The sequence below is a fragment of the Kitasatospora sp. NPDC101183 genome (assembly GCF_044767945.1).
Lineage (GTDB): Bacteria > Actinomycetota > Actinomycetes > Streptomycetales > Streptomycetaceae > Kitasatospora.
In genome coordinates, this window is sequence record NZ_JBIWOW010000004.1 from 369,715 (window position 1) to 394,663 (window position 24,949).

Below are 24,949 nucleotides of genomic sequence, written 5' to 3' on the forward strand. Positions count from 1 at the left end.
CCCCACCTACCCCCACGACGACCCAACCCCAGCGAGAGGGACGCGCTGCGGGAGGGGGCGGCGCAGGGGGTGGCCCGGAGTGGGGCGTTGCGGGTGATTTTCAGACTGCCAACGGCGCCCAACCCCGGACCCACAGGGCGGCAGTCTGAAAATCATCCAGCCCCACGGAGCGGCCCCCCCCGGAGCCGCCCCCGGCCCCCACCCTCCCGAAAGCCCCCACCTCAACGAGGCAACACCACCAGCCCCGCCCCGAAGTACCGCCGATCCCCACACCCGTAAGGCCCCCCCGAACACCCCCCCGAAGCCGCCTCCGCCAACACCCCCTCCAACCGCTCCGCCCCGTACTCCGGATGCCCCGCCGCCACCACCGCCACCGCCCCCGTCACATGCGCGGCCGCCATCGACGTCCCCGCCAGCGCCGCGTACTGCCCGCCCGGCCAGTCCGACACGATCGCCCCGCGCGGCCCCCCGTCCGGATCGCCCCCGGGCGCCGCCAGCGACACGTGCCCGCGCCCGAAGTTGGAGTACCCCGACGGCCTCCCGTCCCGGTTCACGGCCGTCACCGTGACGACCCCCGGCAGCTCCCCCGGCAGCCGGATGCACTCCGTCCCCAGGTACCGCGTCCGCGCCGCGCCCGTCACCCGGTCGTTGGGGCTGCGCTCGTCGGTCCGCCCCGCCCCCAGGTCCTGCCCGTCGTTGCCCGCGGAGGCGACGACCACCGCCCCCTTGGCCCGCGCGTAGTCCACGGCCCGCCCCACGGCCGCGGTGATCGCCGCCTGGTCGGGTTCCTCCGGGCAGTTGTACTTCCACGGGTCCGCGAAGTAGCTGTTGTTGACGGCCTTCGCCCCGTGGTCGGCGGCCCAGAGCATCCCGCAGACGATGTTCTCGGCGTAGTACTGCCCGAGCGGCCCCAGCAGCCGTACGGCCCCGATCCGCACCCCCGGCGCCACCCCCCTGACACCCTGCCCACCACCCTGCCCACCAGCACCCTGCCCGGCACCCTGCCGTTCCCCCGCCGCCCCGACGATCCCCGCGACGTGCGTCCCGTGCCCGCTCTCCCCCACCCCCGGGTCGGGCCGCCAGGACCCGAACCGGGCGTCCGGCCTGCCGTCGGCACAGGACGCGGAGGCCTTCGGGTCGACCGCCGCCCGCAGGTCCGGATGCGTGTCGTCCACCCCGGAGTCCAGCACCGCCACCAGCACCTTGCGCAGGGCGTCCGCCCCCACCCGCGCCACGGGCGCGCCGTCCCCCCAGGCGCTCACCGCCCCCACCATCGCCAGGTTCCACCCGTCCCCCTGCCCCGGATCGGGCACCACCGGCGCCTCGTCCGCCCGCTCCACCCCGTCCACGGCGTCCCCGCTCCCCCGCCCGGCCGCGAAGTCCCCCGCCCCCACCACACCCCGCGGAGGCGACACCACCGGAGCCGTCCGCGTCGCCCCCACCGCCGCGATCCCCGGCCGCCCCCGCAGCTTCTCCGCGAACCCCCCGGTCGCGTACACCAGCACCGCCCCGATCTGCGGATACTCCTGCACGACCTGCCCACCCGCCCCCCGGCTCTCGGAGGAGGCCACCGCCGCTCCCGAGGCGTCCACCCGCTCCCCCAGCACCAGGTAGCTCAGGTACGCCCGCCCGGACACGTACGGCACCGCGCCCCCGAGCACCAGCGCCGTGAGCACCATCGCCAGCAGCGCCCGCACCGGCCCCCGCACCCACCGCCGCGAACAGCGGCGAGCAGCCCCGCCGATCAGGTGCGCCTGCGGCATCGCGCGATCTCCACTCGTCGGTCCGGTGAGTTCGCGGTCACGGATTGTCCACGTGCCCGAATCCTCACCATATGAGCCGACCATCATTCCCGCTCCCCCAGCTACACCCTCCACCCCAGCCCTCCACCCCAGCCGCGCCCGGCCACCCCCAACCGTCCCCCAGCCCCCAGCCGTCCCCCCGCCTGTCACCCCCACCCGGCACCATGGGGGCATGGCGCCCCACACCCCACCCCCGTCACCCGCCGACCCCCTGGCGGGCTTCGCCCCCGCCACCCGGGCCTGGTTCACCGGCGCCTTCTCCGCCCCCACCACCGCCCAGTCCGAGGCCTGGCGGGCGATCCAGCGCGACACCGACGTCCTCGTCGTCGCCCCCACCGGCTCCGGCAAGACCCTCGCCGCCTTCCTCTCCGCCCTCGACCGCCTCAGCAACACCCCGCCCCCCGCCGACCCCAAGCGCCGCTGCCGGGTCCTCTACGTCTCCCCGCTGAAGGCCCTCGCGGTGGACGTCGAGCGCAACCTCCGCGCCCCGCTGACCGGCCTGCGCCAGGCCGCCGTCCGCCTGGGCCTGCCCGAGCCCGAGGTCCAGGTCGCCATCCGCTCCGGCGACACCCCCGCGGCCGACCGCCGCCGCTTCGCCACCCACCCGCCGGACATCCTGATCACCACCCCCGAGTCCCTCTTCCTCCTCCTCACCTCCGCCTCGCGCGAGGCCCTGCGCGGCATCGACACCGTGATCCTGGACGAGGTCCACGCCGTCGCCGGAACCAAACGCGGTGCCCACCTCGCCCTCACCCTGGAGCGCCTCGACGAGCTCCTCGACCGCCCCGCCCGCCGCATCGGCCTCTCCGCGACGGTCCGCCCCGTCGAGGAGGTCGCCCGCTTCCTGAGCCCCCGGCGCGGGGCCGCGGTCGTCCAGCCGCCCTCCGCCAAGGAGTTCGACCTCTCCGTCGTCGTCCCCGTCCCCGACCTGGACGACCTCCCCGCCGCCCCCGCCACCGGCGGAGCCTCCGACAGCGACCCGCAGCGGCAGACATCCATCTGGCCGCACGTCGAGGAGCGCATCGTCGACCTCGTCGAGGCCCACCGCTCGACCATCGTCTTCGCCAACTCCCGCCGCCTGGCCGAGCGCCTGTGCAACCGGCTCAACGAGATCGCCCACGAGCGGGCCACGGGCACCGCCGCCCCCGAGGCCCACGCCCCCGCCCAGCTGATGGGCGGCTCGGGCGCCGCCAAGGGCGCCCCCGCGGTGATCGCCCGGGCGCACCACGGCTCCGTCTCCAAGGAGCAGCGCTCCCTCGTCGAGGAGGAGTTGAAGGCCGGCCGGCTGCCCGCCGTGGTCGCCACCTCCAGCCTGGAGCTGGGCATCGACATGGGCGCCGTCGAACTGGTCGTCCAGGTCGAGTCCCCGCCCTCGGTCGCCTCCGGCCTCCAGCGCGTGGGCCGGGCCGGCCACCAGGTCGGCGCCGTCTCCACCGGCGTCTTCTTCCCCAAGTACCGCGGCGACCTCGTGCAGTCCGCCGTGGTCACCGAGCGGATGCGCTCCGGCCGGATCGAGGCGCTGCGCATCCCCCGCAACCCGCTGGACGTCCTCGCCCAGCAACTCGTCGCGATGACGGCCCTGGACGCCTGGCCGGTGGACGACCTGCTCGCGGTGGTCCGCCGCGCCGCGCCCTTCGCCACCCTCCCCCAGTCCGCCTTCGACGCCGTCCTCGACATGCTCGCCGGCCGCTACCCCTCGGACGCCTTCGCCGAGTTGCGCCCCCGCCTCGTCTGGGACCGCGTCGCGGGGACGGTCACCGGCCGCCCCGGCGCCCAGCGCCTGGCCGTCACCTCCGGCGGCACCATCCCCGACCGCGGCCTCTTCGGTGTCTTCATCGCCGGCACCACTGCGTCCGATTCGAAAACCGGAAAGAAGGGCGGCGGCCGCGTCGGCGAACTCGACGAGGAGATGGTCTACGAGTCCCGCGTCGGCGACGTGTTCACCCTCGGCACCACCTCCTGGCGCATCGAGGAGATCACCCACGACAAGGTCCTCGTCACCCCCGCCCCCGGCATCCCCGGCCGCCTCCCCTTCTGGAAGGGCGACACCCTCGGCCGCCCCCTCGAACTCGGCCGCGCCCTGGGCGCGTTCACCCGCGAACTCGGCGCCCTCGCCCCCGAGGAGGCCACCGACCGCCTCAAGCGGGCCGGCCTGGACGACTGGGCCGCCGCCAACCTCCTCGACTACCTGGCCGAACAGCGCACGGCCTGCGGCCACCTCCCCGACGACCGCACCATCGTGGTCGAGCGCTTCCGCGACGAACTCGGCGACTGGCGCATCGTCATCCACTCCCCCTTCGGCGCCCAGGTCCACGCCCCCTGGGCCCTCGCCCTGGCGGCCCGCCTGCGCGAGAAGCACGGACTGGACCCCCAGGTCATGCACGCCGACGACGGCATCGTCCTGCGCCTCCCCGACGCCGACCTCCTCGACTTCCCCTCCGAACAGCCCGCTTCCGGCGACGAGGCCCCCGTCGGCGCCGACGCCGCCCTCTTCGACCCCCAGGAGATCGAGCAGCTCGTCACCGACCAGGTCGGCGGCTCCGCCCTCTTCGCCTCCCGCTTCCGCGAGTGCGCCGGCCGCGCCCTGCTGCTCCCCCGCCGCAGCCCGGGCCGCCGCACCCCGCTGTGGCAGCAGCGCCAGCGCGCCGCCCAACTCCTCGAAGTGGCCTCCGAGTACGGCTCCTTCCCGATCGTCCTGGAGGCCGTCCGCGAGTGCCTCCAGGACGTCTTCGACGTCCCCGGCCTGGTCGAGCTGATGGGGGACCTGGAGTCCCGCGCCGTCCGCCTGGTCGAGGTCACCACCCCCGAGCCCTCCCCCTTCGCCCGCTCCCTCCTCTTCGGCTACGTCGCCCAGTTCCTCTACGAGGGCGACTCCCCCCTCGCCGAGCGCCGCGCCGCCGCCCTCTCCCTGGACTCCCGGCTGCTGTCCGAACTCCTCGGCCAGGCCGAGCTGTCCGAGCTCCTCGACCCCCAGGTCCTCGCCGATCTGGAGGCCGAGCTCCAGCGCCTCACCCCCGAGCGCCGCGTCAAGGACGCCGAGGGCGTCGCCGACGCCCTGCGCCTCCTCGGCCCGCTCACCGAGGCCGAGTTGACGACCCGGGGCGCCGAGCCGCTCTGGGCCCTGGAACTGGAGGCCGCGCGCCGGGTCATCGCCGTGCGGATCGGCGGCGAGCAGCGCTGGGCCGCGATCGAGGACGCCGGACGGCTCCGCGACGCCCTCGGCACCCCGCTGCCGGTCGGCGTCCCCGAGGCCTTCACCGAACCGGTCAAGGACCCCCTGGGCGACCTCCTCGCCCGCCACGCCCGCACCCACGGCCCCTTCACCGCCGCCGAGGCCGCCGCCCGCTACGGCCTGGGCACCGCCGTGGTCACCGGCACCCTGCAGCGCCTCACCGCCTCCGGCCGCCTCGTCCAAGGGCAGTTCCGACCCGCCGAGAGCCATACCGCCGCCGCCGAGTGGTGCGACGCCGAGGTCCTGCGCCGCCTGCGCCGCCGCTCCCTGGCCGCCCTGCGCCAGGAGGTCGAGCCCGTCCCCCCGCGCGCCCTGGCCGCCTTCCTCCCCCAGTGGCAGCACCTCTCGGGCCACCGCCTGCGCGGCCCGGACGGCCTGCTCCGTGTGGTCGAGCAGCTCCAGGGCACCGCCCTGCCCGCCTCCGCCCTGGAGAAGCTGATCCTCCCGGCCCGCCTCGCCGACTACTCCCCCGGCCTGCTCGACGAGTTGACGGCCGCCGGCGAGATCGGCTGGTGCGGCGCCGGCGCCCTGCCGGGCAAGGACGGCTGGCTCAGCCTCCACCTCGCCGAGAACGCCCACCTGCTGCGCCCCGAGCCCGTCCCGCCCGCCCTCACCCCGCTGCACAGCGCCCTGCTGCGGGCCCTGGAGGGCGGCTACGGCCTCTTCTTCCGCCAGCTCGTCCAGCAGCTGCCCGAGGACACCCCCGAGCCGGAGGCCGTCGAGGCCCTCTGGGACCTCGTCTGGGCCGGGTACGTCACCAACGACACCCTCGCCCCGCTGCGCGCCCTGCTCGGCTCCGGCCGTACGGCGGGCGCCACCGCCCACCGCGCGCCCCGGTCCACCCCGCGCGGCCGCTACGGCGGCGCCGGCCGCCCCTTCGGCCGCCCCTCCGGTCGTCCGGGGGCCTCCGCAGGCCGCACCGGCCCGCCCACGGTGGCCGGCCGCTGGTCACTGCTGCCCTCCCCCGACACCGACCCGACCGTCCGGGCCACCGCCCAGGCGCAGAGCCTGCTGGACCGGCACGGCCTGCTCACCCGGGGCACGGTGGCCGCCGAACGGGTGCCCGGCGGCTTCGCCGGGGTCTACCGGGTCCTGGCCGCCATGGAGGAGCGCGGCCGGGCCCGCCGGGGGTACTTCGTCGAGGGTCTGGGCGGCGCCCAGTTCGCGATGGAGGGCGCCGCCGACCGCCTGCGCTCGGTCAACGGCCGCCTGGAGCGCACCCGCGCCGCCGAGTGGCCGGCCGCCCCCGCCGCCGATCCCCCGCAGCCCCTGGTGCTGGCCGCCGCCGATCCGGCGAACGCCTACGGGGCGGCCCTGCCCTGGCCCGAGCCGCCCACGGCCCCCGGCACCGGAGAGACGAAGGCCCACCGCCCGGGCCGCAAGGCCGGCGCCCTGGTCGTCCTGGTGGACGGCGAGTTGGCGCTGTACGTCGAGCGGGGCGGCAAGTCCCTGCTGGCCTGGCCCCAGGACGGCGCCACCCTCGCGGTGGCCGCCTCCGCCCTGGCCGCCGCCGCCCGCGAAGGGGCCCTCGGCAGCGTCACGGTCGAACGGGCCAACGGCGAGCCCGCCCTCGGCTCGGACCTCGGCCGCGCCCTGGAGGAGGCCGGCTTCCACGCCACCCCGCGCGGCCTGCGCCTGCGCCCGTAGAGCCGGTACGCCCCTGAACACAGCACGAGGGCCGCGGAGTTCACCTCCGCGGCCCTCGCCACGTTCACTTCAGCCGGTCGTCGGCGGTTCCGCCGGTACGGGCACCGGCTCCCCTCGGCGGCGGCGCACCGGTCCGGTCGCGCTCCGGTCGGCGTGGACCGGGATGAGACCGAGCCCCCAGCCGCCGGCCGCGAGCAGCCCCAGCGCCGCACCGTCCACGAGTTGTCCCCGGACGGCCACCAGCCACCAGGCGAGCCCCGCGCCCAGGGCCACCAGGACCCAGCGCGCCCGCCACGGCACCAACCGCCGCGCCCGCAGCCGTATTCGGGCCACCGTGCGCACCGTCGCGGATCTCCGCACGACCGCCTCCTCCGCTCGTCCCCGACCTCTCACGGCCGGGAGTGCGAGGCCGGAGTCAGGCGGCGACCACGTCCATGGCGGCGGCCTTGGGCGACATGGTCGCCCGGTCGGAGCCGGGGGCGGGCAGCGGAACCGGTTCGAGTACCGGCCTCAGCAGATCACCTTCCGAGAGGGTGGCCATCGCCGCAAGTTCGGCGAGCGACAGTTCGTCGCTGACCTCGCGCATGACCTCGGACATCCGGACGTCGAGTGCGTCGCAGATGGCGGAGAGCAGCTCCGAGGAGGCCTCCTTCTGTCCCCGCTCGACCTCGGAGAGGTATCCGAGCGAAACCCTGGCGGCCGCCGACACCTCGCGGAGTGTGCGGCCCTGGCGCTGGCGCTGCCGACGCAGTACATCGCCCAGTAGGCGACGGAGCAGGATCATCGGTGCCTCCCTCCTCGGACTGCGGATCGAGATGTCACGCCCCCACCGTACCGCCTTGGCCGCTTCGCGTGCGGGGACCCTGTCCGTGTTCACTCTGGGCTGCAAGGCCGTCCCCCTCCTTGTTCCGGTGTCGCACCCGGGTTTGCGGGCCCCTCGTGGTACCCGACGCGGGCCACCCGGCCACCGTCACGCAATCCGTTCGCCACCTGGTTTCTGCCCAACCAGGCCTTCGGATGTAACACGATCCTCCGGCCCGTCCATCCCGGTGCGCCAGTCGGCAGGTCCAGGTTCGGTGGAGACGCCCTCGACCGGGGCCCTCAGCGGGCCGTCCCGGCGACGAGCAGCTCCAGCGCGGCTGTCACCGCCCCGTGACGGATTGTGGCACGACCGCCCGACAGCCGGGGCGAAGTGACCAGAGTTCCCCCCGGACCGGCGACGGCCAGGTGTACGGTGCCCACCGGCTGCCCGCCCTGCGGCTCCGGCCCGGCCACGCCGGTCGTCGCGAGCCCGTAGTCGGCCCCCAGCAGCCGGCGCACGCCCTCGGCCATCTGGGCGGCCACCACCGGGTGCACCGGCCCGTGGACGTCGAGCAGTCCCTCGTCCACGCCGAGCACCGAGGCCTTGAGCTCCGTCGCGTACGCGGTCACCGAGCCCCGGAAGGTCGCGGAGGCCCCGGGAACGTCCACCAGGGCGGCGGCCAGCAGCCCGCCGGTCAGCGACTCGGCGACGGCCACCGTGGCCCCCCGGGCCCGCAGTTGCGCGTGCGCCTTCTCCGCCAGCTGGAAGTCCACCCCGTGCCCCCCGTTCACCGGTCCGCGCGCTCCGCGGCCAGTCCCTCGCGGCGCAGGCGCAGCGCCTGCCCGATGTAGTCCAGCGCGGTGCCGACGGTCAGCAGCACCGCCAGCCCCATCAGCACGGCCCGTCCGGTGGCCAGCCAGCCGGTCAGCGCCAGCACGTACATGCCGACGGCGGTGCCCTGGGTGAGCGTCTTGAGCTTGCCGCCGCGGCTGGCCGGGATGACGCCGTAGCGGATCACCCAGAAGCGCATCAGCGTGATGCCCAGCTCGCGGGCGAGGATCACCACGGTGACCCACCAGGCGAGATCGCCGAGGACGGACAGGCCGATCAGCGCCGAGCCCATGATCGCCTTGTCGGCGATCGGGTCAGCGATCTTCCCGAAGTCCGTCACCAGGCCCTTGCGCCGGGCGATCTCACCGTCGAACAGGTCGGTGATCATCGCGACCGCGAACGCGGCCCAGGCGACGGAGCGCCACCTGGGGTCGTGCCCGCCGCCGGCGAACAGCAGCGCCACGAAGACCGGGACGAGCAGCACCCGGATCATCGTGAGCACGTTGGCGATGTTCCAGATCCCCGGGGTCGCCGGCATCGCGGCCGCCGGTCTGCCCGGGTGGGCCGCGGCCGTGGCGCCGGGCCCCTTGGTCATTCCCCGGCTCCCGGGGCCCGGCGCACGCGCACCTGCTCCAGCGCCTCGGCGATCAGGTCCACGCCCTCGCTGGCGACGACCTTCGCCCGCCAGAACTGGCCGGCCTCGGGCGCCTCGACGCCCGTGAGGGTGGTCAGCCCGTCCGTCTCCGGGGCCTGGTGGGCGGCGCGGCCCTCGACCACGCCGTCCTCGATCGACTCGATCAGCACCTCGACCTCGCTGCCGATCCGGGCCTCGGCCCGCTGGGCGGTCATCTCCTCGGCGAGGCGGCTGAGCTTGTCCAGGCGCTCGGCGACGACGTCCTCGGGCAGCTTGCCGTCGTAGGTCGCGGCCTCGGTGCCGTCCTCGTCGGAGTAGCCGAAGACGCCGATCGCGTCCAGCCCGGCGTGGGTGACGAAGCGTTCCAGCTCGGCGAAGTCCTCCTCGGTCTCGCCGGGGAAGCCGACGATGAAGTTGGAGCGGGCGCCGGCCTGCGGGGCCTTGTCGCGGATCGTCTTCAGCAGGTCCAGGAACTGGTCGGTGGAGCCGAAGCGCCGCATCCGGCGCAGCACGGCGGGCGCCGAGTGCTGGAAGGACAGGTCGAAGTAGGGCACCACGTCGGCGGTGCCGGTCATCGCGTCGATCAGGCCGGGGCGCATCTCGGCGGGCTGGAGGTAGGAGACCCGCACCCGCTCGACGCCGTCCAGCGCGGCGATCTCGCCGAGCAGCGTCTCCAGCAGCCGGATGTCGCCGAGGTCCTTGCCGTACGAGGTGTTGTTCTCGCTGACCAGGACGACCTCGCGCACGCCCTGCTCGGCCAGCCACGTGGACTCGCCCAGGACGTCGGAGGGGCGGCGGGAGATGAAGGAGCCGCGGAAGGCGGGGATGGCGCAGAAGGAGCACCGCCGGTCGCAGCCGGAGGCGAGCTTGACGGAGGCCACCGGGTTGTCGTCCAGCCGCTTGCGCAGGGTGCGCGGGCCGGAGGCCGGGGCGAGGCCGTCGGGCAGGTCGGCGATCGGCTCGGCGGGGGCCTCGGCGCCGTGGCCGGGCAGGGCGACGGTCTCGGCGGCGGACTGGCGCTCGGCGGGGCTGATCGGCAGGAGCTTGCGGCGGTCGCGCGGCAGGTGCGCGGCGTGGTGGCCGCCGGAGAGGATCGTCTGGAGGCGGTCGGAGATGTTCGTGTAGTCGTCGAAGCCGAGGACCCCGTCCGCCTCGGGCAGGGCGTCGGCGAGCTCCTTGCCGTACCGCTCGGCCATGCAGCCGACGGCGACGACGGCCTGGGTGCGGCCGTGACCCTTGAGGTCGTTGGCCTCCAGGAGGGCGTCCACGGAGTCCTTCTTGGCGGCCTCGACGAAGCCGCAGGTGTTGACGACGGCGACGTCCGCGTCGGCGGCGTCGTCCACGAGCAACCAGCCGTCGGCTTCCAGTCGCCCGGCGAGTTCCTCGGAGTCCACCTCGTTGCGGGCGCATCCGAGCGTGACAAGGGCGACAGTACGGCGTTCAGGCATAGGCCCAAGATTAACGCGCGGCTTCCGGTGCCGTTCGCCCCGGAGGCCGCGCGCCTCGGATCACCTGATCATCTCCGGGCCGTACGGGCCCGTCCGGTCAGCCCGCCTGGGGGTCCCCGGGGGTGTAGGTGACGTGCACCACCTGGCCGTCCTTGCCGAGGAGTCCCAGGTCCTTGCCGTTGACGTACGCGTGCACGGCCCCGCCGTTGCCCAGGACGAGCTTGATCAGCTTGTCGGCGGTGAAGGTCTGGTCCTGGCCCTCGCTGATGTTGTTCTGGAACAGCGACTTGCCGTTGCCGTCGGTGGCCGAGATCCAGCTGGTGCCCTCGGCGACCAGCTTCACGGTGACCTTGTCGGCCGGGACGGCGGCGATGGCGGCGGCGGTCGGCGCGGGCGCCGGCGGCTGCACGGAGGGGGCGGCCGGGGCGACGGAGCCGGTGCCGGAGCCGCTGGGCAGCGGCGCGCTGGCCGTGCCCGTCCCGGTGTGGGCGCCCTTGCCGCTGACGAGGTTGAAGCCGATGAGGGCGACGACCGCAACGATCGCGGCGACCATGGCGGCGGCCCAGTTCGGCCGTCCGCGCCCGGGCACCTTGATCGGGCCGCTGTCGATGAGCTGGGTGGGCCGCTTGGAGGCCGGTGAGCCGCCGTGGGCCGCGTCGTACCGGGCGACGAGCTCCTCGCCGTCCGCTCCCACGGCCGCGGCGATCGCGCGGATGTGGCCGCGGGCGTAGAAGTCCCCGCCGCACCGGCCGAAGTCGTCCTCCTCGATGGCGTGGACGATCGGCACCCGCACGCGGGTCGCCGTACTCACCTGGTCCACCGTCAGCCCGGCCTCGAGCCGGGCGGTGGACAGCACCCGGCCGATGCTCGGGGCATCGGCCGCCTGCACCGCGTCGTCGGTCGGCGCGACGGACGACGGGGCGTTCTCGCGGTCGGGGGACTTGCCGATGGTCACGGGGCACGCCTTTCGAGCGGATGGCCACCTGCTGGAGAACAGTCTAGGGGCGGAGGCGGATCGTTTCTCAAGCGGAACAGGCCCGAATGCGCGCGGCCGCTCCGGCCGGGGGGCCGGCTCCGCCGACGGGTCGTCGGCGGAGGAGCGCGCGGGAATCCGGGGTGCGCTTTTTCGCCGTGTGACGCGGTGCACGGACGTTCGGTTCCCCGGGGTTCGCCCGCCCTCCTCCGAACGAGTGAACACCCCCCTCGGACACGGCCGATCAGCCCCTGAGCGCCCCTCAGCCGCGAAGGGTCAGCAGCACACCGTCCAGTTCGTCCGGCTTCACCAGCACGTCGCGGGCCTTGGAGCCCTCGCTCGGGCCGACGATCCCGCGCGACTCCATGAGGTCCATCAGCCGGCCCGCCTTGGCGAAGCCGACGCGCAGCTTGCGCTGGAGCATCGAGGTGGAGCCGAACTGCGTGGAGACCACCAGCTCGACCGCCTGGACCAGCAGGTCGAGGTCGTCGCCGATCTCCTCGTCGATCTCCTTCTTGGGCCCGCCGCCCACCGTCACGTCGTCCCGGTAGACGGCGCTCAGCTGGTCCTTGCAGTGCTGGACCACCCTGGCGATCTCCGCCTCGGTGACGAACGCGCCCTGCATGCGGATCGGCTTGCTCGCGCCCATCGGCAGGAAGAGCGCGTCGCCCTTGCCGATCAGCTTCTCCGCGCCGGGCTGGTCGAGGATGACCCGGGAGTCGGCCATCGCGGAGGTCGCGAAGGCCAGCCGGGAGGGCACGTTGGCCTTGATCAGGCCGGTGACGACGTCCACCGAGGGCCGCTGGGTGGCGAGCACCAGGTGGATGCCGGCGGCGCGCGCCAGCTGGGTGATGCGCACCACCGAGTCCTCGACGTCGCGCGGGGCGACCATCATCAGGTCGGCCAGCTCGTCGACGATCACCAGCAGGTACGGGTACGGGCGCAGCTCCCGCTCGCTGCCCAGCGGCGGGGTGACGGTCCCGGCCTTCACGGCGGCGTTGAAGTCGTCCACGTGCCGGAAGCCGAACGCCGCGAGGTCGTCGTAGCGCAGGTCCATCTCGCGCACCACCCACTGGAGGGCCTCGGCGGCCTTCTTGGGGTTGGTGATGATCGGCGTGATCAGGTGCGGGATGCCCTCGTACGCGGTGAGCTCGACGCGCTTGGGGTCGACGAGCACCATCCGCACCTCGTCGGGGGTGGCCCGGGCGAGGATCGAGGTGATCAGGCAGTTGATGCAGGAGGACTTGCCCGCGCCGGTCGCGCCCGCGACGAGGATGTGCGGCATCTTGGCGAGGTTGGCCATCACGGTGTGGCCCTCGACGTCCTTGCCCATGCCGACGTTCATCGGGTGGGTGTCCTCGGCGGCCGTGCGCGAGCGCAGGATGTCGCCGAGGTTGACCATCTCGCGGTCCCGGTTGGGGATCTCGATGCCGACGGCGGACTTGCCCGGGATCGGGCTGATGATCCGCACGTCCGGGCTGGCCACCGCGTACGCGATGTTCTTGGCGAGCGCGGTGATCCGCTCGACCTTGACGGCCGGGCCGAGTTCGACCTCGTAGCGGGTGACCGTCGGGCCCCGGGTGAAGCCGGTGACCTTGGCGTCCACCTTGAACTCGGCGAAGGTGCTGGTGAGCTGGGCCACCACCTCGTCGTTGAGGGCGCTGCGGGCCTTGGCCGGGCCCCCGCGCTCCAGCAGGTCGAGGGAGGGCAGGGCGTAGGTGATGCCCTCGGAGAGCTGGAGCTGCTCCATGCGCACGGGCGCCGGGCCGTGCTCCTCGGGCGCTCCCGGGCCGCCGCTGCGGGCGGCGGGGAGGGCGGGCTCCTCGGGCGGGGCGGTGCGGTCCTGCACCTGGTGCATCATGTCCGCCACCGCGGAGGAGGCCGGCACGCCGTAGACCAGCGCGCCGTCCAGGTCGGCGGCCGCGCCGGCGGCGAGGTCGCGGGTGGCGTACGGGTCCAGCGGCTCCTTGTCGAGGGAGATCCGGCCGTCCTCGGCCTGCTCCTCGTCCTCGGCGGGCTTGCGGCGGCGCCGGCGGCGGCGGGCGCCGACCTCGTCGCGCGGGTCCTCGCCGTCGGAGTCCACGGAGTACGGCAGGGCGTCCGGGTCGGCGTCCTCCGGGGGGTCGGTGGACAGCTCGCGCTCCGGCGTGCGCCCCCGCCCGTACTCGTCCTCGGGGCCGGGCTCGATCACGCCGAGCCGTATCCCGCCCGCCCGCAGGCGCTCGGGGATGCGGTTGACCGGGGTGGCGGTGACGACCAGCAGGCCGAAGAAGGAGAGCAGCAGGAGCAGCGGGACGGCGACGGCGGGCCCGGCGGCGGCCATCACCGGGGTGGAGACGGCCCAGCCGATGATGCCGCCGGCCGTCCTTATCCGGGAGGCGCCGCTGCCCATGGTGGGCGCCCCGCAGCCGATGTGCACCAGCCCGAGGACGCCGACCAGCAGGGCGCTCAGCCCGATCACGATCCGGCCGTTGGCCTCGGGCAGCTCCGGGTGGCGCCAGAGCCGGATGGCGATCCCGGCCAGCAGGAAGGGCACCAGCACGTCGAGCCGCCCGAACAGGCCGGACACCACGGCGGTGGCGGACTGGTTGAGCCAGCCCTCGGAGCTGAACCAGGTGCCGGCGGCGACGACCAGGGCCAGCGCGAACAGCAGCAGCCCGATCCCGTCCTTGCGGTGGGCGGGGTGGAGGTTCTTGGCGCCGTCGTTGAAGCCCCGGAAGATCGCGGCGACGGGGCTGGCGACGGCGTTGAGGGCGCCCATGACCAGACCCCGGCGGGGCGGGGGCGGCGGGGGTGCGGCCTGCTTCGCGGGGGCCCTGCGGGCGGCCGCCTTCTTGGCGGGCGGCTTGCCGGGGGCCTTCGCCGCGGCCTTCTTGGACGGTCCCGGACCCTGCTTGCGTGCCGCGCTTCCGGGCGTACGAGTGGCCATGGGTCAGCAGCCTACCGGGGCGCGTCGGCGGTGCACATGTGCCCGAGCCCGGGGCCCGGACGTGTCGCAGACACACCGTCATGCTGACCCGGATTCACCCGGCCGCCTCAGGAAATCACCCGAACGGACGAGGCCGAAGTGCCCTGTGGGGCCCTCGGGACTGCCCCGGGACCGCCTCGAACGTGCCTCAGGAGGCACCCGGACGCATCGCGTCCAGGGCCTGGCGCAGGGCCACGAGCTTGCGCTCCAGGTGCCCCGCCGTGGCGGACACCGCGGCGTCCTCCACCCCGTCCAGCTGCTTGCCGAGCGCCTCGGCCTGCTCCTCCACCGCCGCCAGCCGCGCGGACAGCTCGCCCAGCAGCGCGCCGTGGGCGGCCGCCTCGCCGCCACCCGTCTCCAGTTGCAGCCGCAGCAGCGCGGCCTGCTCCCTCAGCTGACAGTTCTTGGCGTACAGGTCGACGAACACCGAGACCTTGGCCCGCAGCACCCACGGGTCGAAGGGCTTGGAGATGTAGTCCACCGCGCCGGCCGCGTAACCCCGGAAGGTGTGGTGCGGGCCGTGGTTGATCGCGGTGAGGAAGATGATCGGGATGTCCCGGGTGCGCTCGCGGCGCTTGATGTGGGCGGCGGTCTCGAAGCCGTCCATGCCGGGCATCTGGACGTCCAGCAGGATCACCGCGAAGTCGTCCGTCAGCAGCGCCTTGAGCGCCTCCTCCCCGGAGGCCGCGCGGACCAGCGTCTGGTCCAGGGCCGAGAGGATCGCCTCCAGCGCCAGCAGGTTCTCCGGCCGGTCGTCGACCAGGAGGATCTTCGCCTTCTGCATCGGGGCTCGCCCTCCTGTCGCCTGCCTGCCCACCGGTGCGGGCACTCGCGCCCCGCCCACCGCTACCCCGGTCATGCTAGCCGCACCCCCTCACCCGGCACATCGCTCCGTCAGGACCTGATCCGGAGCGGCGCACGGCGCGCGCTCCGGCGCACGCTCAGCAGCGCGTCGCCGTCCGGTCACTGTTCGCAACGATCGGTGACCCTACCCGGTTCCCGGGCCCGGCCGCCAGCAAACCGGTCGAGCCGAGGGCGCGAACCCCGGTGCACCACCGGGAGTTCACGCCCCCGTCCCCTCACGAACGGTCCGTACGCAGCCACTCGGACATCACCGACAGCAGGTGGTCGGTCTCCACCGGCTTGGTGATGTGGTCGGTGGCTCCCGCCTCCAGCGACTTCTCGCGGTCGCCCTTCATCGCCTTGGCGGTCAGCGCGATGATCGGCAGGCCCGCGTACTGGGGCATCCGGCGGATCGCCTCCGTGGTCGCGTAGCCGTCCATCTCCGGCATCATGATGTCCATCAGCACCAGCGCCACGCCCTCGTGCTGCTCGAGCATCTCGATGCCCTCACGGCCGTTCTCCGCGTACAGGACGGTCAGGCCGTGCTGCTCCAGGACGCTGGTGAGGGCGAACACGTTGCGCACGTCGTCGTCCACGATCAGCACCTGCTGGCCGTCGAAGCGGGTGTCCGCGCGCCCGGGCCGCGGCGGGGCGACGGGCTCCACCGTACGGGGCCCGGCCGGGCCCGGCTCCAGGGCGGCGCTGCGGCGGCGCTCCAGGGCGCCCCTGCGGCGTTCCTCGGCCAGTTCCCGGACCTCCTGGGCCCAGTGGTCGGCCGGGTTCTCCCCGACCGGCACGGGCAGGCCCACCGGCGTCACCCCGACCGAGGCGCGCGGCAGGCCGGCCCCCGCCGCGACCGGGCCGCCGGGGGCGCCGTCCTGGGACCCGCCGCGCAGCGGCAGGTACAGCGTGAAGGTGGAGCCCTTGCCCAGCTCGCTCTCGGCGTGGATCTCGCCGCCCAGCAGCCGGGCGATCTCGCGGCTGATCGACAGGCCGAGGCCCGTGCCGCCGTACTTGCGGCTGGTGGTGCCGTCCGCCTGCTTGAACGCCTCGAAGATCTCCCGCAGCTTGTTGCCGGGGATGCCGATGCCGGTGTCCGAGACGGCGAAGGCGATCAGCTCGTCGTCGGGGCCCTGGATCGAACCGGACTCCAGCAGCCGCTCGCGCACGTGCTGGGGGACGTCCCGCCCGGCGGAGGCGATGGAGAAGTCCACGGCGCCCGCGTCGGTGAACTTCACCGCGTTGGAGATCAGGTTGCGCAGCACCTGCTGGAGCCGCTGCTCGTCGGTGTGCAGGGTGACGGGCAGGGCGGGCGAGACCCGGACGGCGAAGTCCAGGTTCTTGTCCAGGGCGACGGGCTGGAAGGTGGCCTCGACGTAGTCGACGAGCTGGACGAGCGCGATCCGGGAGGGGCGCACGTCCATCTTCCCGGCCTCGACCTTGGACAGGTCGAGGATGTCGTTGATCAGCTGGAGCAGGTCGGAGCCGGCGCCGTGGATCGTGTCGGCGAACTCGACCTGCTTGGGCGAGAGGTTGCCCTCGTTGTTGTCGGAGAGCAGCTTGGCCAGGATCAGCAGCGAGTTGAGCGGGGTGCGCAGCTCGTGCGACATGTTGGCCAGGAACTCGCTCTTGTACCGGGAGGCCAGGGCGAGCTGCTCGGCGCGCTCCTCCAGGACCTGCCGGGCCTCCTCGATCTCGCTGTTCTTGATCTCGATGTCGCGGTTCTGCTGGGCGAGTTGCTCGGCCTTCTCCTGCAACTCCTCGTTGGTGCGCTCCAGTTCCTCCTGGCGCGCCTCCAACTCGGCGGATCGCATGGAGAGTTCCGCGGTGAGCCGCTGGGATTCGAGCAGCAGGCCCTCGGTCTTGGTGTTGACGCTGATGGTGTTGACCGTGACGCCGATCAGGTCGGCGATCTGGTTGAGGAAGTCCAGGGCGACGGTGGTGAAGGAGCTGAACGTGGCCAGCTCGATCACCCCGAGCAGCCGGCCCTCGAACTGCACCGGCAGCACCACGATGTGGGCCGGGGAGGCCTCGCCGAGGCCGGAGGCGACCTTGAGGTAGCCGGGCGGCGCCTCCTTGACGATGATCGCCCGCTTCTCCACCGCGGCCTGGCCGATCAGCGACTCCCCGGGCCGGAAGGTGGTCGGCATCGCCCGGCGCTGGTAGCCGTAACTGCCGATCAGCCGCAGCACGGTGTCGTTCTCGTCGTCGTCCTCGGTGATCAGCTCGGCGGTGCGGCCGGCCGGCTGGGCGAGGAAGAAGGCGCCGTGCTGGGCGGAGACCACCGGGGTCAGCTCGGTCATGATCAGCGAGGCGACGGCCTCCAGGTCCCGGCGGCCCTGGAGCAGGCCGGAGATCCGGGCCAGGTTGGTCTTGAGCCAGTCCTGCTCCTGGTTGGTGCGGGTGGTCTCGCGCAGGTTGGCGATCATCTGGTTGATGTTGTCCTTGAGCTCGTCGAGCTCGCCCGCGGCGTCCACGTCGATCCGCAGGCTCAGGTCGCCCCTGGTCACGGCGGTGGCGACCTGCGCGATCGCGCGCACCTGCCGGGTCAGGTTGTTGGCCAGCTCGTTCACCGACTCGGTGAGGTCCTGCCAGGTGCCGTCCACCCCGGGCACCCGGGCCTGGCCGCCCAGGCGGCCGTCGGTGCCCACCTCGCGGGCGACGCGGGTGACCTCGTCGGCGAAGGCGGAGAGCTGGTCGACCATCGTGTTGATGTTGGTCTTGAGCTGGAGGAACTCGCCGCGCGCGTCGACGTCGATCTTCTGCGAGAGGTCGCCCCGGGCGACGGCCGTGATCACCAGCGCGATGTTGCGGACCTGGCCGGTGAGGTTGTTGGCCATCTGGTTGACGTTGTCGGTCAGGTCCTTCCAGATGCCGGCCACGCCCGGCACGCCGGCCTGGCCGCCCAGCGTCCCGTCGGTGCCGACCTCGCGGGCCACCCTGGTCACCTCGACCGCGAACGCGGACAGCTGGTCGACCATCGTGTTGAGCGTCCCGGCGAGGGTCGCGATCTCGCCCTGGGCGTCGATGGTGATCTTCTTGGACAGGTCACCGCGGGCCACCGCGGAGGCGACCTCGGCGATGTTGCGCACCTGTCCGGTCAGGTTGGACGCCATGAAGTTGACGTTGTCGGTCAGGTCCTTCCAGATGCCCGACACCCCGCGCACCCGGGCCTGGCCGCCCAGGATGCCCTCGGTGCCCACCTCGCGGGCGACGCGGGTCACCTCGTCGGCGAAGGCCGACAGCTGGTCGACCATCGTGTTGACGGTGGTGACCAGCTCCAGGATCTCCCCCCGGGCGTCGACGGTGATCTTCTTCGACACGTCTCCGCGCGCCACGGCCGTGGTGACCTCGGCGATGCTGCGGACCTGGCTGGTCAGGTTGTTCGCCATCAGGTTGACGGAGTTGGTCAGGTCCTTCCACGTCCCCGACACCCCGGGCACGCTCGCCTGCCCGCCGAGGATGCCCTCCGTACCGACGTCCCTGGCGACCCTGGTGACCTCGTCCGCGAAGGAGGAGAGCTGGTCCACCATGGTGTTGATGGTGTTCTTCAGCTCCAGGATCTCCCCGCGGGCGTCCACCTGGATCTTCTGCGAGAGGTCGCCCTTGGCGACGGCGGTCGTCACCTGGGCGATGTTGCGCACCTGATCGGTGAGGTTGTTCGCCATGAAGTTGACGTTGTCGGTCAGGTCCCGCCACACCCCGGCCGCCCAGGGCACCTGCGCCTGGCCCCCGAGGCGCCCCTCGGTGCCCACCTGGCGGGCGACCCGCGTCACCTGCTCGGCGAAGCCGGAGAGCTGGTCCACCATCGTGTTGATGGTGTTCTTCAGCTCCAGCATCTCGCCGCGGGCGTCCACCTCGATCTTCTGCGAGAGGTCCCCGCGCGCCACCGCCGTGGTCACCTGGGCGATGTTGCGGACCTGGCCGGTCAGGTTGTCGGCCATGAAGTTGACGGAGTCGGTCAGTTCGCGCCAGACCCCGGCCACGCTCGGCACCTGGGCCTGCCCGCCGAGTCGGCCCTCGGTGCCGACGTCCCGGGCCACCGTGGTGACCTGGGCGGCGAACCCGTTCAGCTGGTCCACCATCGTGTTGACGGTGTTCTTCAGCTCCAGCATCTCGCCGGCCACGTCCACGGTGACCTTGCGGGACAGGTCGCCCTTGGCCACCGCCGTCGTCACCTGGGCGATGTTGCGCACCTGGGCGGTGAGCCGCCCGGCCATGGTGTTGACGGAGTCCGCCAGGTCCTTCCAACTGCCCGACACGCTGCGGACCTTGGCCTGGCCGCCGAGCTTGCCCTCGGTGCCGACCTCGCGGGCGACCCGGGTCACCTCGTCGGTGAACTCGGAGAGCTGGTCCACCAGTCCGTTGACGGTGCGGCCGATCTTCAGGTACTCGCCGCGCAGCGGGTGGCTGACCCCGTTGCTGTGCAGCGAGCGCAGCTCCATCTTCTGTTCCAGGTCGCCCTCGGCGATCGAGGTGAGCACCCGGCCCACCTCGGCCATCGGCCGCGCCAGGTCGTCGATCAGCGCGTTGCAGTTGTCGACGGCCGCCATCCAGGCGCCCTCGCCCGCGCCCGTCTCCAGCCGCTCGTTCAGCCGGCCCTCGCGGCCCACCGCCCGCCGCACCCGGGCCAGCTCGCCGGTCAGGTGCTGGTTGCGCTCGGCGACCTCGTTGAAAACCGCCGCGATCTCCGCCAGCGGGCCGTCGCCCGGGACGGTCAGCCGGCGGCGGAAGTTGCCGTCGCGCATCGCCGTCAGCGCGGACAGCAGCTTGCGCAGCTCCGCCGGCTCCGCGCCGCGGTTGTGGCTCCTCTGGCGACCGGCCGCGTTCCGCGGCGCGGCGCCGGAGCGTCCGCCGCGCGCTGCGGGCGGCGTCGTACCGGTTGCGTCCTTGGTGGCCGTGCTCAAAAGGGGCCCCTCCCACGTCGTGAACCATCCGGTGACCGCCCGTGCCCGTACGGCACGCGCCCGGTCACCGGTCCGGCCGGGCAGCGCGCCGGCGGGCCCTCACGGGACGCCGGCGCCCACGACCGACCGTACTGCTCCCGCCGGCCGTCGCGGACCCCCCAGTCTGGCAGCACCGGCGCCGCGTGCACGGCCGGTTGCGCACGGTTGGTACCACACCGTCCGGAACAGGTGGGCAGAATCACCCTCAGGAGCCTGTTTCACCGCCCCGCCCCCACGGGGAACCAAGCGGAAAGTAGGGTGGAGCGCTGCACCGGGCCACGACCCGACCCCAGCGCCGCCGCTCACCCGGTCCGGCGCACACGGGGAGTCGGCGCCGCACCCCGGACAGCCAGGCCAGAGCAGCAGAGGAGAAGTGGCAACGTGGTCACCGCGCGCGCAGCCGCCACCTTCGACCCGGACGGCCGGTCCGCCGCCGCCGCCCGCGGATTCGTCCGGGACGCACTGTTCGGCTGGGGCCTGCCGGAGGTCGTCGACGACGCCGTCGTCCTGGTCAGCGAGCTCGTCACCAACGCCGTCGTGCACGCCGGAACGGCCGCCGAGGTCTGCTGCCTGCGCGAGGAGGAGTCCGTCCGGATCGAGGTCACCGACCACCACCCGGAGCGCGGACTGCCCACCCTCGGCGACGGCCCCTCCTCCGACCGCTACGCCGACCCCGACGGCGAGGGCGGCCGGGGCCTGCTGATGTGCTCCGCCCTCGCCGAACGCTGGGGCGTCGAGTACGCGGCCGGGCAGAAGACCGTCTGGTTCCGCCTCGCCCTGCCCGAACACGTGACCGGCACCCGCTACGCCGTTCCCGCCACCCCCGGCAGCGACCTGCCCAGCGGCCCCGGTCCCGTCCACGTCGCCGTCGTCCAGCTCGACGAGGACGGCCGCGTCCTCGCCTGGAACCCCGACGCCGAGGCGCTCTTCCAGTACCCCGCCTCCGCCGTCCTCGGCCGACCCTGGGCCGACCTCGCCGTCTGGCCCCAGACCGGCGGGCACGGCCTCGGCCTCACCGACACCCTGCGCCTGGCCCGCTGGGAGGGCGGCTACGGCCTGCGGCTGCCCGACGGCGCCGAGGTCGAGGTGTACGGCCTCCAGGTGCGCGTGCGCGACACCGAGGGCGTCCCCTCCACCCTCTGCCTGCTCGTCCTCGAACCCGAGCGCGCCGTCCTGCGCTCCCCCGCCCGCGCCCTGCCCGGCGACCGCGGCGAGGGCGCCGGCCCCCGGCTCGACCTGCTGGCCGGTCCCGTCGCCACCGACGACCTCGACAGCCTGCTCCAGCGCACCGTCGAACGCGCCCGCGACCTCCTCGACGCCGACGCCGCCTACCTGCTGCTCACCACCGAGGACGAGACCGAGTTCGAGGTCCGCGCCGCCACCGGCCTCACCTCCGGGCACCGCCGCCACGCCCGCTTCCCCGTCGAGACCGGCAACCGCTACGACTCCGCGCGCCTGCCCTCCGTCCACGAGGACCTCGACAGCCGGCCCACCGGCATGCCGCTCCTGACCGGCAGCGGCATGCGCTCGCTGGTCACCGTCCCGCTCAAGGTCGAGGGCCGCCTCATCGGCTCCCTCGGCATCGCCACCGCCGTCCCCGGCTGCTACGACAACGAGGACGCGCTGCGCCTGCAGTTCGCCGCCGACCGCGTCGCCCTCGCCATCGAGAGCACCCGGCTCTCCGAGCTGGAGCGGCTGCGCCGGGGCTCGCTCTCCTTCCTCGTCGAGGCCTCCGACCTGCTCGCCGGCACCCTCGAACACGAGCAGACCCTCGCCCTGATGGCGCAGATGGCCGTCCCCACCCTCGCCTCCTGGTGCGCCGTCTACACCAACGCCGACCACGGCTCCCCCGCCGACCTCGCCTTCGTCCTGCACGAGGACGAGGACCGGATCGACCCGCTGCGCGACCTCCTCGACAAGACCCCCGCCCCGGAGGCCGGCCCCACCCACGGCGTCGACTTCTGGACGGCCCCGGCCGACACCGCCGCCGCCCACGGACTCACCGACGGCCCCGGGCTCTCCGGCGTGCTCGGCGAGACCGTCGTCCTGCCGCTGACCGCCCGCAACCGCGTCATCGGCCTGCTCGCCCTCGGCGTCCCCACCGGCATCCGGTTCCGCCAGGAGATCCTCGAACTCGCCGAGGACCTCTCCCGCCGGGCCGCCCTCGCCCTCGACAACTCCCGCCTCTACTCGGAGCGCACGGCCACCAGCCAGGCCCTCCAACGCAGCCTGCTGCCACCGGAGTTGCCCGAGATCCCGGGCGTCGAGGTGGACGTCTTCTACCAGGCCGCGGGCGAGGGCAACGAGGTCGGCGGCGACTTCTACGACCTGTTCACCATCCGCGAGGGCACCTACGGCTTCGCCATCGGCGACGTCTGCGGCACCGGCCCCGAGGCCGCCTCCGTCACCGGCCTGGCCCGCCACTCGCTGCGCCTGCTCGCCCGCGAGGGCCTGGACGCCCCTCAGGTGCTCAGCCGCCTCAACGCGGCCATCCTGGACGAGGGTTCGCGCAGCCGCTTCCTCACCCTGCTCTACGGCGAGCTGACGCCGATGCCCGACGGCAGCACCGAGCTCTCCCTCGTCTGCGCCGGCCACCCCCTCCCACTGCGCCTGCGCACCGACGGCCGCGTCGACCGCGCCGCCACCCCGCAGCCCCTCCTCGGCGTCCTGGAGGACCTCGACCTCACCGCCGAGCGCCTGGTGCTCTCCCCCGGCGAGGTCCTGCTCTGCGTCACCGACGGCGTCACCGAACGCCGCGAGGGCCTGCGCATGCTGGGCGACGACGGTCTCGCCGAGGTCCTCACCGGCTGCACCGGCCTCACCGCCGGAGCCGTCGCCACCCGCGTCCAGCGCGCCGTCGAACGCTTCGCCCCCGAGCCGCCGTCCGACGACATGGCGATCCTGACCCTGCGGGTTCCGACCCAGCGCCAATCGTGAACGTTCCACAGCTCACGCCGTCACGAATTGTTATCTTCACAAGGGTACAAGCGGGTTGGGCCGGGTAAACCGATCTCGCCGGGGATTCCCCCGGAAGAGGACGTGACCGGCGGCTCTCCGCCGGCCCATCACTTCTGACCTCACTTCTGACCGCAGCCCCCGCACGCTCTCCGTCGTGCGCCCTCGGCGCGGTCGCGCGCATCCACTCGTCGACAAACCGTCAAAGGGTTCACTGCGCCCTGCGCGCGCCCAGAGTGAAAGGAGCCTCCGGTGAGCAACGACGCAACCGGGGCATCGAACGCCCGCTCCACCGGAGCCGACGCGGGTAACCTCGGCTACCTCGCACTCGGCCTGACACTGCTCGCCTACGGCCTCCTCTCCACAGGTGTCCTCAAGGGCACCGGCGTCGGAGACGCGGCCCACCTCGCCCACCTGCTCGGCGGCGTCACCCTCTTCCTCGCGGGCCTCTGGCAGCTCCGCGGCGGCGAGGGCTTCACCGGAACCGCCTTCACCAGCCTCGGCGCCTTCTGGGCGACCTGGTCGGCGGCCGGCGGGGCGAGCAAGAACGCCGCCGGTCTCTTCCTGCTGCTGTGGGCCCTGCTGGCCCTCACCCTCACCGCGGCGAGCTGGGGCGCGGGTCTGCTCAGCCGGGCCGTCTACGGGCTGCTGACGCTCTCCCTCGTGCTCTCCGCCATCGCCACCTTCGGCGGCTACGGCGGGCTCGCGAAGGTCGCCGGCTGGGTCGCGGCCCTCTCCGGCCTGGCCGCCTGGTACTGGGCGACCTCCGCACTGAGCAACGGCTCCTGGGGGAAGGTCTCCCTGCCGGTCAAGTGACCTGCCGGGAGCCGTCCTTCACCCTCTCGGGCTCGTTCCCGGGCCCCTCGGCGGGTTCGACGGACCCGACGGGCTCGACGCGCTCGGCACCTGATCGGGGCAGGGCCTCCGCCACCGCGGGGGTCCTGCCCCCCAGCCGTGCCGCGAACGCCTGCGCCGCGTACGCGAGGAGCAGGATCACGACGGCGACGATGCCGTCCGCCCAGAAGTGGTTCGCCGTCACGACGACCACGGCCACCGTCAGCACCGGGTGCAGCACCATCACCCACCGGAACGGGCTCGGCGACACCCGCACCACCGCGACCGCCGCCAGCACGCACCAGGCCACGTGCACCGAGGGCATCGCCGAGAGCTGGTCGGCCACCACCATCCCGCCGACCGCGCCGCCGTACACCGACTGCCCGTACTGCGCGGCCACGTCCACGAAGCCGTTCTGCGGCAGCATCCGGGGCGGTGCCACCGGGATGAACTGCACCAGCAGACAGACCGCCGTGGTGATCACCACCGTGTTCCGCACCCACGCGTACCGCTCGCGGTGCCGGAAGAACACCCAGGCGAGCACGCCCAGCATCACGGCGAAGTGCATCGACGCGTAGTAGTAGTTGGCGAACCTCACCAGCACCGGGTACGGCGTCACCGCGTCCTGCAGCGAGGCCTCGTCCGGCAGCCCGACCGCCAACTCCGTGCGGTGGATCCAGCGGGCCCGGTCCAGCGCGTGCTCCGTCCCCATCACGGACAGCCGGCCCACCAGCTGCCAGAGCGCGAACAGCGCCAACAGCGTGCCGGCCTCGCGCAGCAGCGCCGACAGGCCGGCCCTCCGGGCCTTCGCCGCCGCGTACGCACCGCCGTAGAGCACGACTGCGGTGCCCCCGGCGGACTGCCAGGTCAGGGTCAGGTTCTGCATTCGCAGAGGGTAACGCAAAAAGACCCCCTCCCGAATGGGAGGGGGTCTTTTTGGAATAATTGTTCGGCGGCGTCCTACTCTCCCACAGGGTCCCCCCTGCAGTACCATCGGCGCTATGAGGCTTAGCTTCCGGGTTCGGAATGTAACC

Annotated in this window: 14 protein-coding genes and 1 rRNA gene; 3 read left to right on the forward strand and 12 right to left on the reverse strand. The window is 73.6% G+C overall.

Annotated elements, in window-relative coordinates; genetic code table 11:
- Nucleotides 1-221: 221 nt before the first annotated feature.
- The gene (locus ACIRRS_RS07475) at nucleotides 222-1,763 is read right to left on the reverse strand and encodes a S8 family peptidase (protein WP_402966342.1); all 1,542 of its coding nucleotides are present in this window, start codon (nucleotides 1,761-1,763) and stop codon (nucleotides 222-224) included.
- 211 nt (nucleotides 1,764-1,974) lie between these two features.
- On the opposite strand from ACIRRS_RS07475, the gene ACIRRS_RS07480 reads away from it, so the two are divergent.
- Nucleotides 1,975-6,681, forward strand: coding sequence for an ATP-dependent helicase (locus ACIRRS_RS07480; RefSeq protein WP_402966344.1), 4,707 nt, complete (start codon nucleotides 1,975-1,977; stop codon nucleotides 6,679-6,681).
- 69 nt (nucleotides 6,682-6,750) lie between these two features.
- On the opposite strand, the gene ACIRRS_RS07485 is transcribed toward ACIRRS_RS07480, so the two are convergent.
- From ACIRRS_RS07485 to ACIRRS_RS07525, 9 genes are all read right to left on the reverse strand, one after another.
- The gene (locus ACIRRS_RS07485) at nucleotides 6,751-7,014 is read right to left on the reverse strand and encodes a hypothetical protein (protein ID WP_402966346.1); all 264 of its coding nucleotides are present in this window, start codon (nucleotides 7,012-7,014) and stop codon (nucleotides 6,751-6,753) included.
- An 82-nt stretch (nucleotides 7,015-7,096) separates the two neighbouring features.
- On the reverse strand, nucleotides 7,097-7,465 hold the full coding sequence (locus ACIRRS_RS07490) for a helix-turn-helix domain-containing protein (protein ID WP_097236055.1): 369 nt from the start codon (nucleotides 7,463-7,465) through the stop codon (nucleotides 7,097-7,099).
- A 317-nt stretch (nucleotides 7,466-7,782) separates the two neighbouring features.
- Nucleotides 7,783-8,256 (reverse strand): CinA family protein, encoded by a 474-nt coding sequence (locus ACIRRS_RS07495; protein ID WP_402966348.1) that lies wholly within the window; start codon nucleotides 8,254-8,256, stop codon nucleotides 7,783-7,785.
- A 14-nt stretch (nucleotides 8,257-8,270) separates the two neighbouring features.
- On the reverse strand, nucleotides 8,271-8,909 hold the full coding sequence (pgsA, locus tag ACIRRS_RS07500) for a CDP-diacylglycerol--glycerol-3-phosphate 3-phosphatidyltransferase (protein ID WP_402966350.1): 639 nt from the start codon (nucleotides 8,907-8,909) through the stop codon (nucleotides 8,271-8,273).
- On the reverse strand, nucleotides 8,906-10,396 hold the full coding sequence (gene rimO / locus ACIRRS_RS07505) for a 30S ribosomal protein S12 methylthiotransferase RimO (protein ID WP_402966352.1): 1,491 nt from the start codon (nucleotides 10,394-10,396) through the stop codon (nucleotides 8,906-8,908). Before rimO ends, pgsA begins: the two co-directional genes overlap by 4 nt.
- 97 nt (nucleotides 10,397-10,493) lie before the next feature.
- Nucleotides 10,494-11,351, reverse strand: a complete 858-nt coding sequence (locus tag ACIRRS_RS07510; protein WP_402966354.1) for a helix-turn-helix domain-containing protein — start codon at nucleotides 11,349-11,351, stop codon at nucleotides 10,494-10,496.
- Between the two features lie 280 nt (nucleotides 11,352-11,631).
- Nucleotides 11,632-14,298, reverse strand: coding sequence for a DNA translocase FtsK (locus tag ACIRRS_RS07515; protein WP_402966356.1), 2,667 nt, complete (start codon nucleotides 14,296-14,298; stop codon nucleotides 11,632-11,634).
- Nucleotides 14,299-14,485: 187 nt separating this feature from the next.
- A complete protein-coding gene (locus ACIRRS_RS07520) occupies nucleotides 14,486-15,121 on the reverse strand; it encodes a response regulator (protein ID WP_402966358.1) in 636 nt (211 codons plus the stop codon).
- 295 nt (nucleotides 15,122-15,416) lie between these two features.
- Nucleotides 15,417-19,958 carry a HAMP domain-containing protein gene (locus ACIRRS_RS07525; protein ID WP_402966398.1) on the reverse strand — a complete coding sequence of 1,514 codons (4,542 nt, stop codon included), beginning with the start codon at nucleotides 19,956-19,958 and terminating at the stop codon, nucleotides 15,417-15,419.
- A 549-nt stretch (nucleotides 19,959-20,507) separates the two neighbouring features.
- Here ACIRRS_RS07525 and ACIRRS_RS07530 point away from each other — a divergent pair.
- Both ACIRRS_RS07530 and ACIRRS_RS07535 read left to right on the forward strand, forming a co-directional pair.
- Nucleotides 20,508-23,063, forward strand: a complete 2,556-nt coding sequence (locus ACIRRS_RS07530; protein ID WP_402966360.1) for a SpoIIE family protein phosphatase — start codon at nucleotides 20,508-20,510, stop codon at nucleotides 23,061-23,063.
- Between the two features lie 270 nt (nucleotides 23,064-23,333).
- Complete coding sequence (locus ACIRRS_RS07535) at nucleotides 23,334-23,897, forward strand: acetate uptake transporter (RefSeq protein ID WP_402966362.1); 564 nt, start codon at nucleotides 23,334-23,336, stop codon at nucleotides 23,895-23,897.
- Here the strand turns inward: ACIRRS_RS07535 and ACIRRS_RS07540 are convergent.
- Both ACIRRS_RS07540 and rrf read right to left on the reverse strand, forming a co-directional pair.
- On the reverse strand, nucleotides 23,890-24,801 hold the full coding sequence (locus tag ACIRRS_RS07540; protein WP_402966364.1) for a phosphatase PAP2 family protein: 912 nt from the start codon (nucleotides 24,799-24,801) through the stop codon (nucleotides 23,890-23,892). The two genes, ACIRRS_RS07535 and ACIRRS_RS07540, sit on opposite strands and share 8 nt — an antisense overlap.
- Nucleotides 24,802-24,862: 61 nt before the next feature.
- Nucleotides 24,863-24,949, reverse strand: a 5S ribosomal RNA gene (gene rrf / locus ACIRRS_RS07545); the annotation flags it as partial.

Bases quoted from the DNA above. Each gene is read 5' to 3' on its own strand.
- rimO (WP_402966352.1), bottom strand. From the start codon at position 10,396: ATGCCTGAACGCCGTACTGTCGCCCTTGTCACGCTCGGATGCGCCCGC.
- ACIRRS_RS07515 (WP_402966356.1), bottom strand. From the start codon at position 14,298: ATGGCCACTCGTACGCCCGGAAGCGCGGCACGCAAGCAGGGTCCGGGA.
- ACIRRS_RS07520 (WP_402966358.1), bottom strand. From the start codon at position 15,121: ATGCAGAAGGCGAAGATCCTCCTGGTCGACGACCGGCCGGAGAACCTG.
- ACIRRS_RS07480 (WP_402966344.1), top strand. From the start codon at position 1,975: ATGGCGCCCCACACCCCACCCCCGTCACCCGCCGACCCCCTGGCGGGC.
- ACIRRS_RS07490 (WP_097236055.1), bottom strand. From the start codon at position 7,465: ATGATCCTGCTCCGTCGCCTACTGGGCGATGTACTGCGTCGGCAGCGC.
- ACIRRS_RS07475 (WP_402966342.1), bottom strand. From the start codon at position 1,763: ATGCCGCAGGCGCACCTGATCGGCGGGGCTGCTCGCCGCTGTTCGCGG.
- pgsA (WP_402966350.1), bottom strand. From the start codon at position 8,909: ATGACCAAGGGGCCCGGCGCCACGGCCGCGGCCCACCCGGGCAGACCG.
- ACIRRS_RS07540 (WP_402966364.1), bottom strand. From the start codon at position 24,801: ATGCAGAACCTGACCCTGACCTGGCAGTCCGCCGGGGGCACCGCAGTC.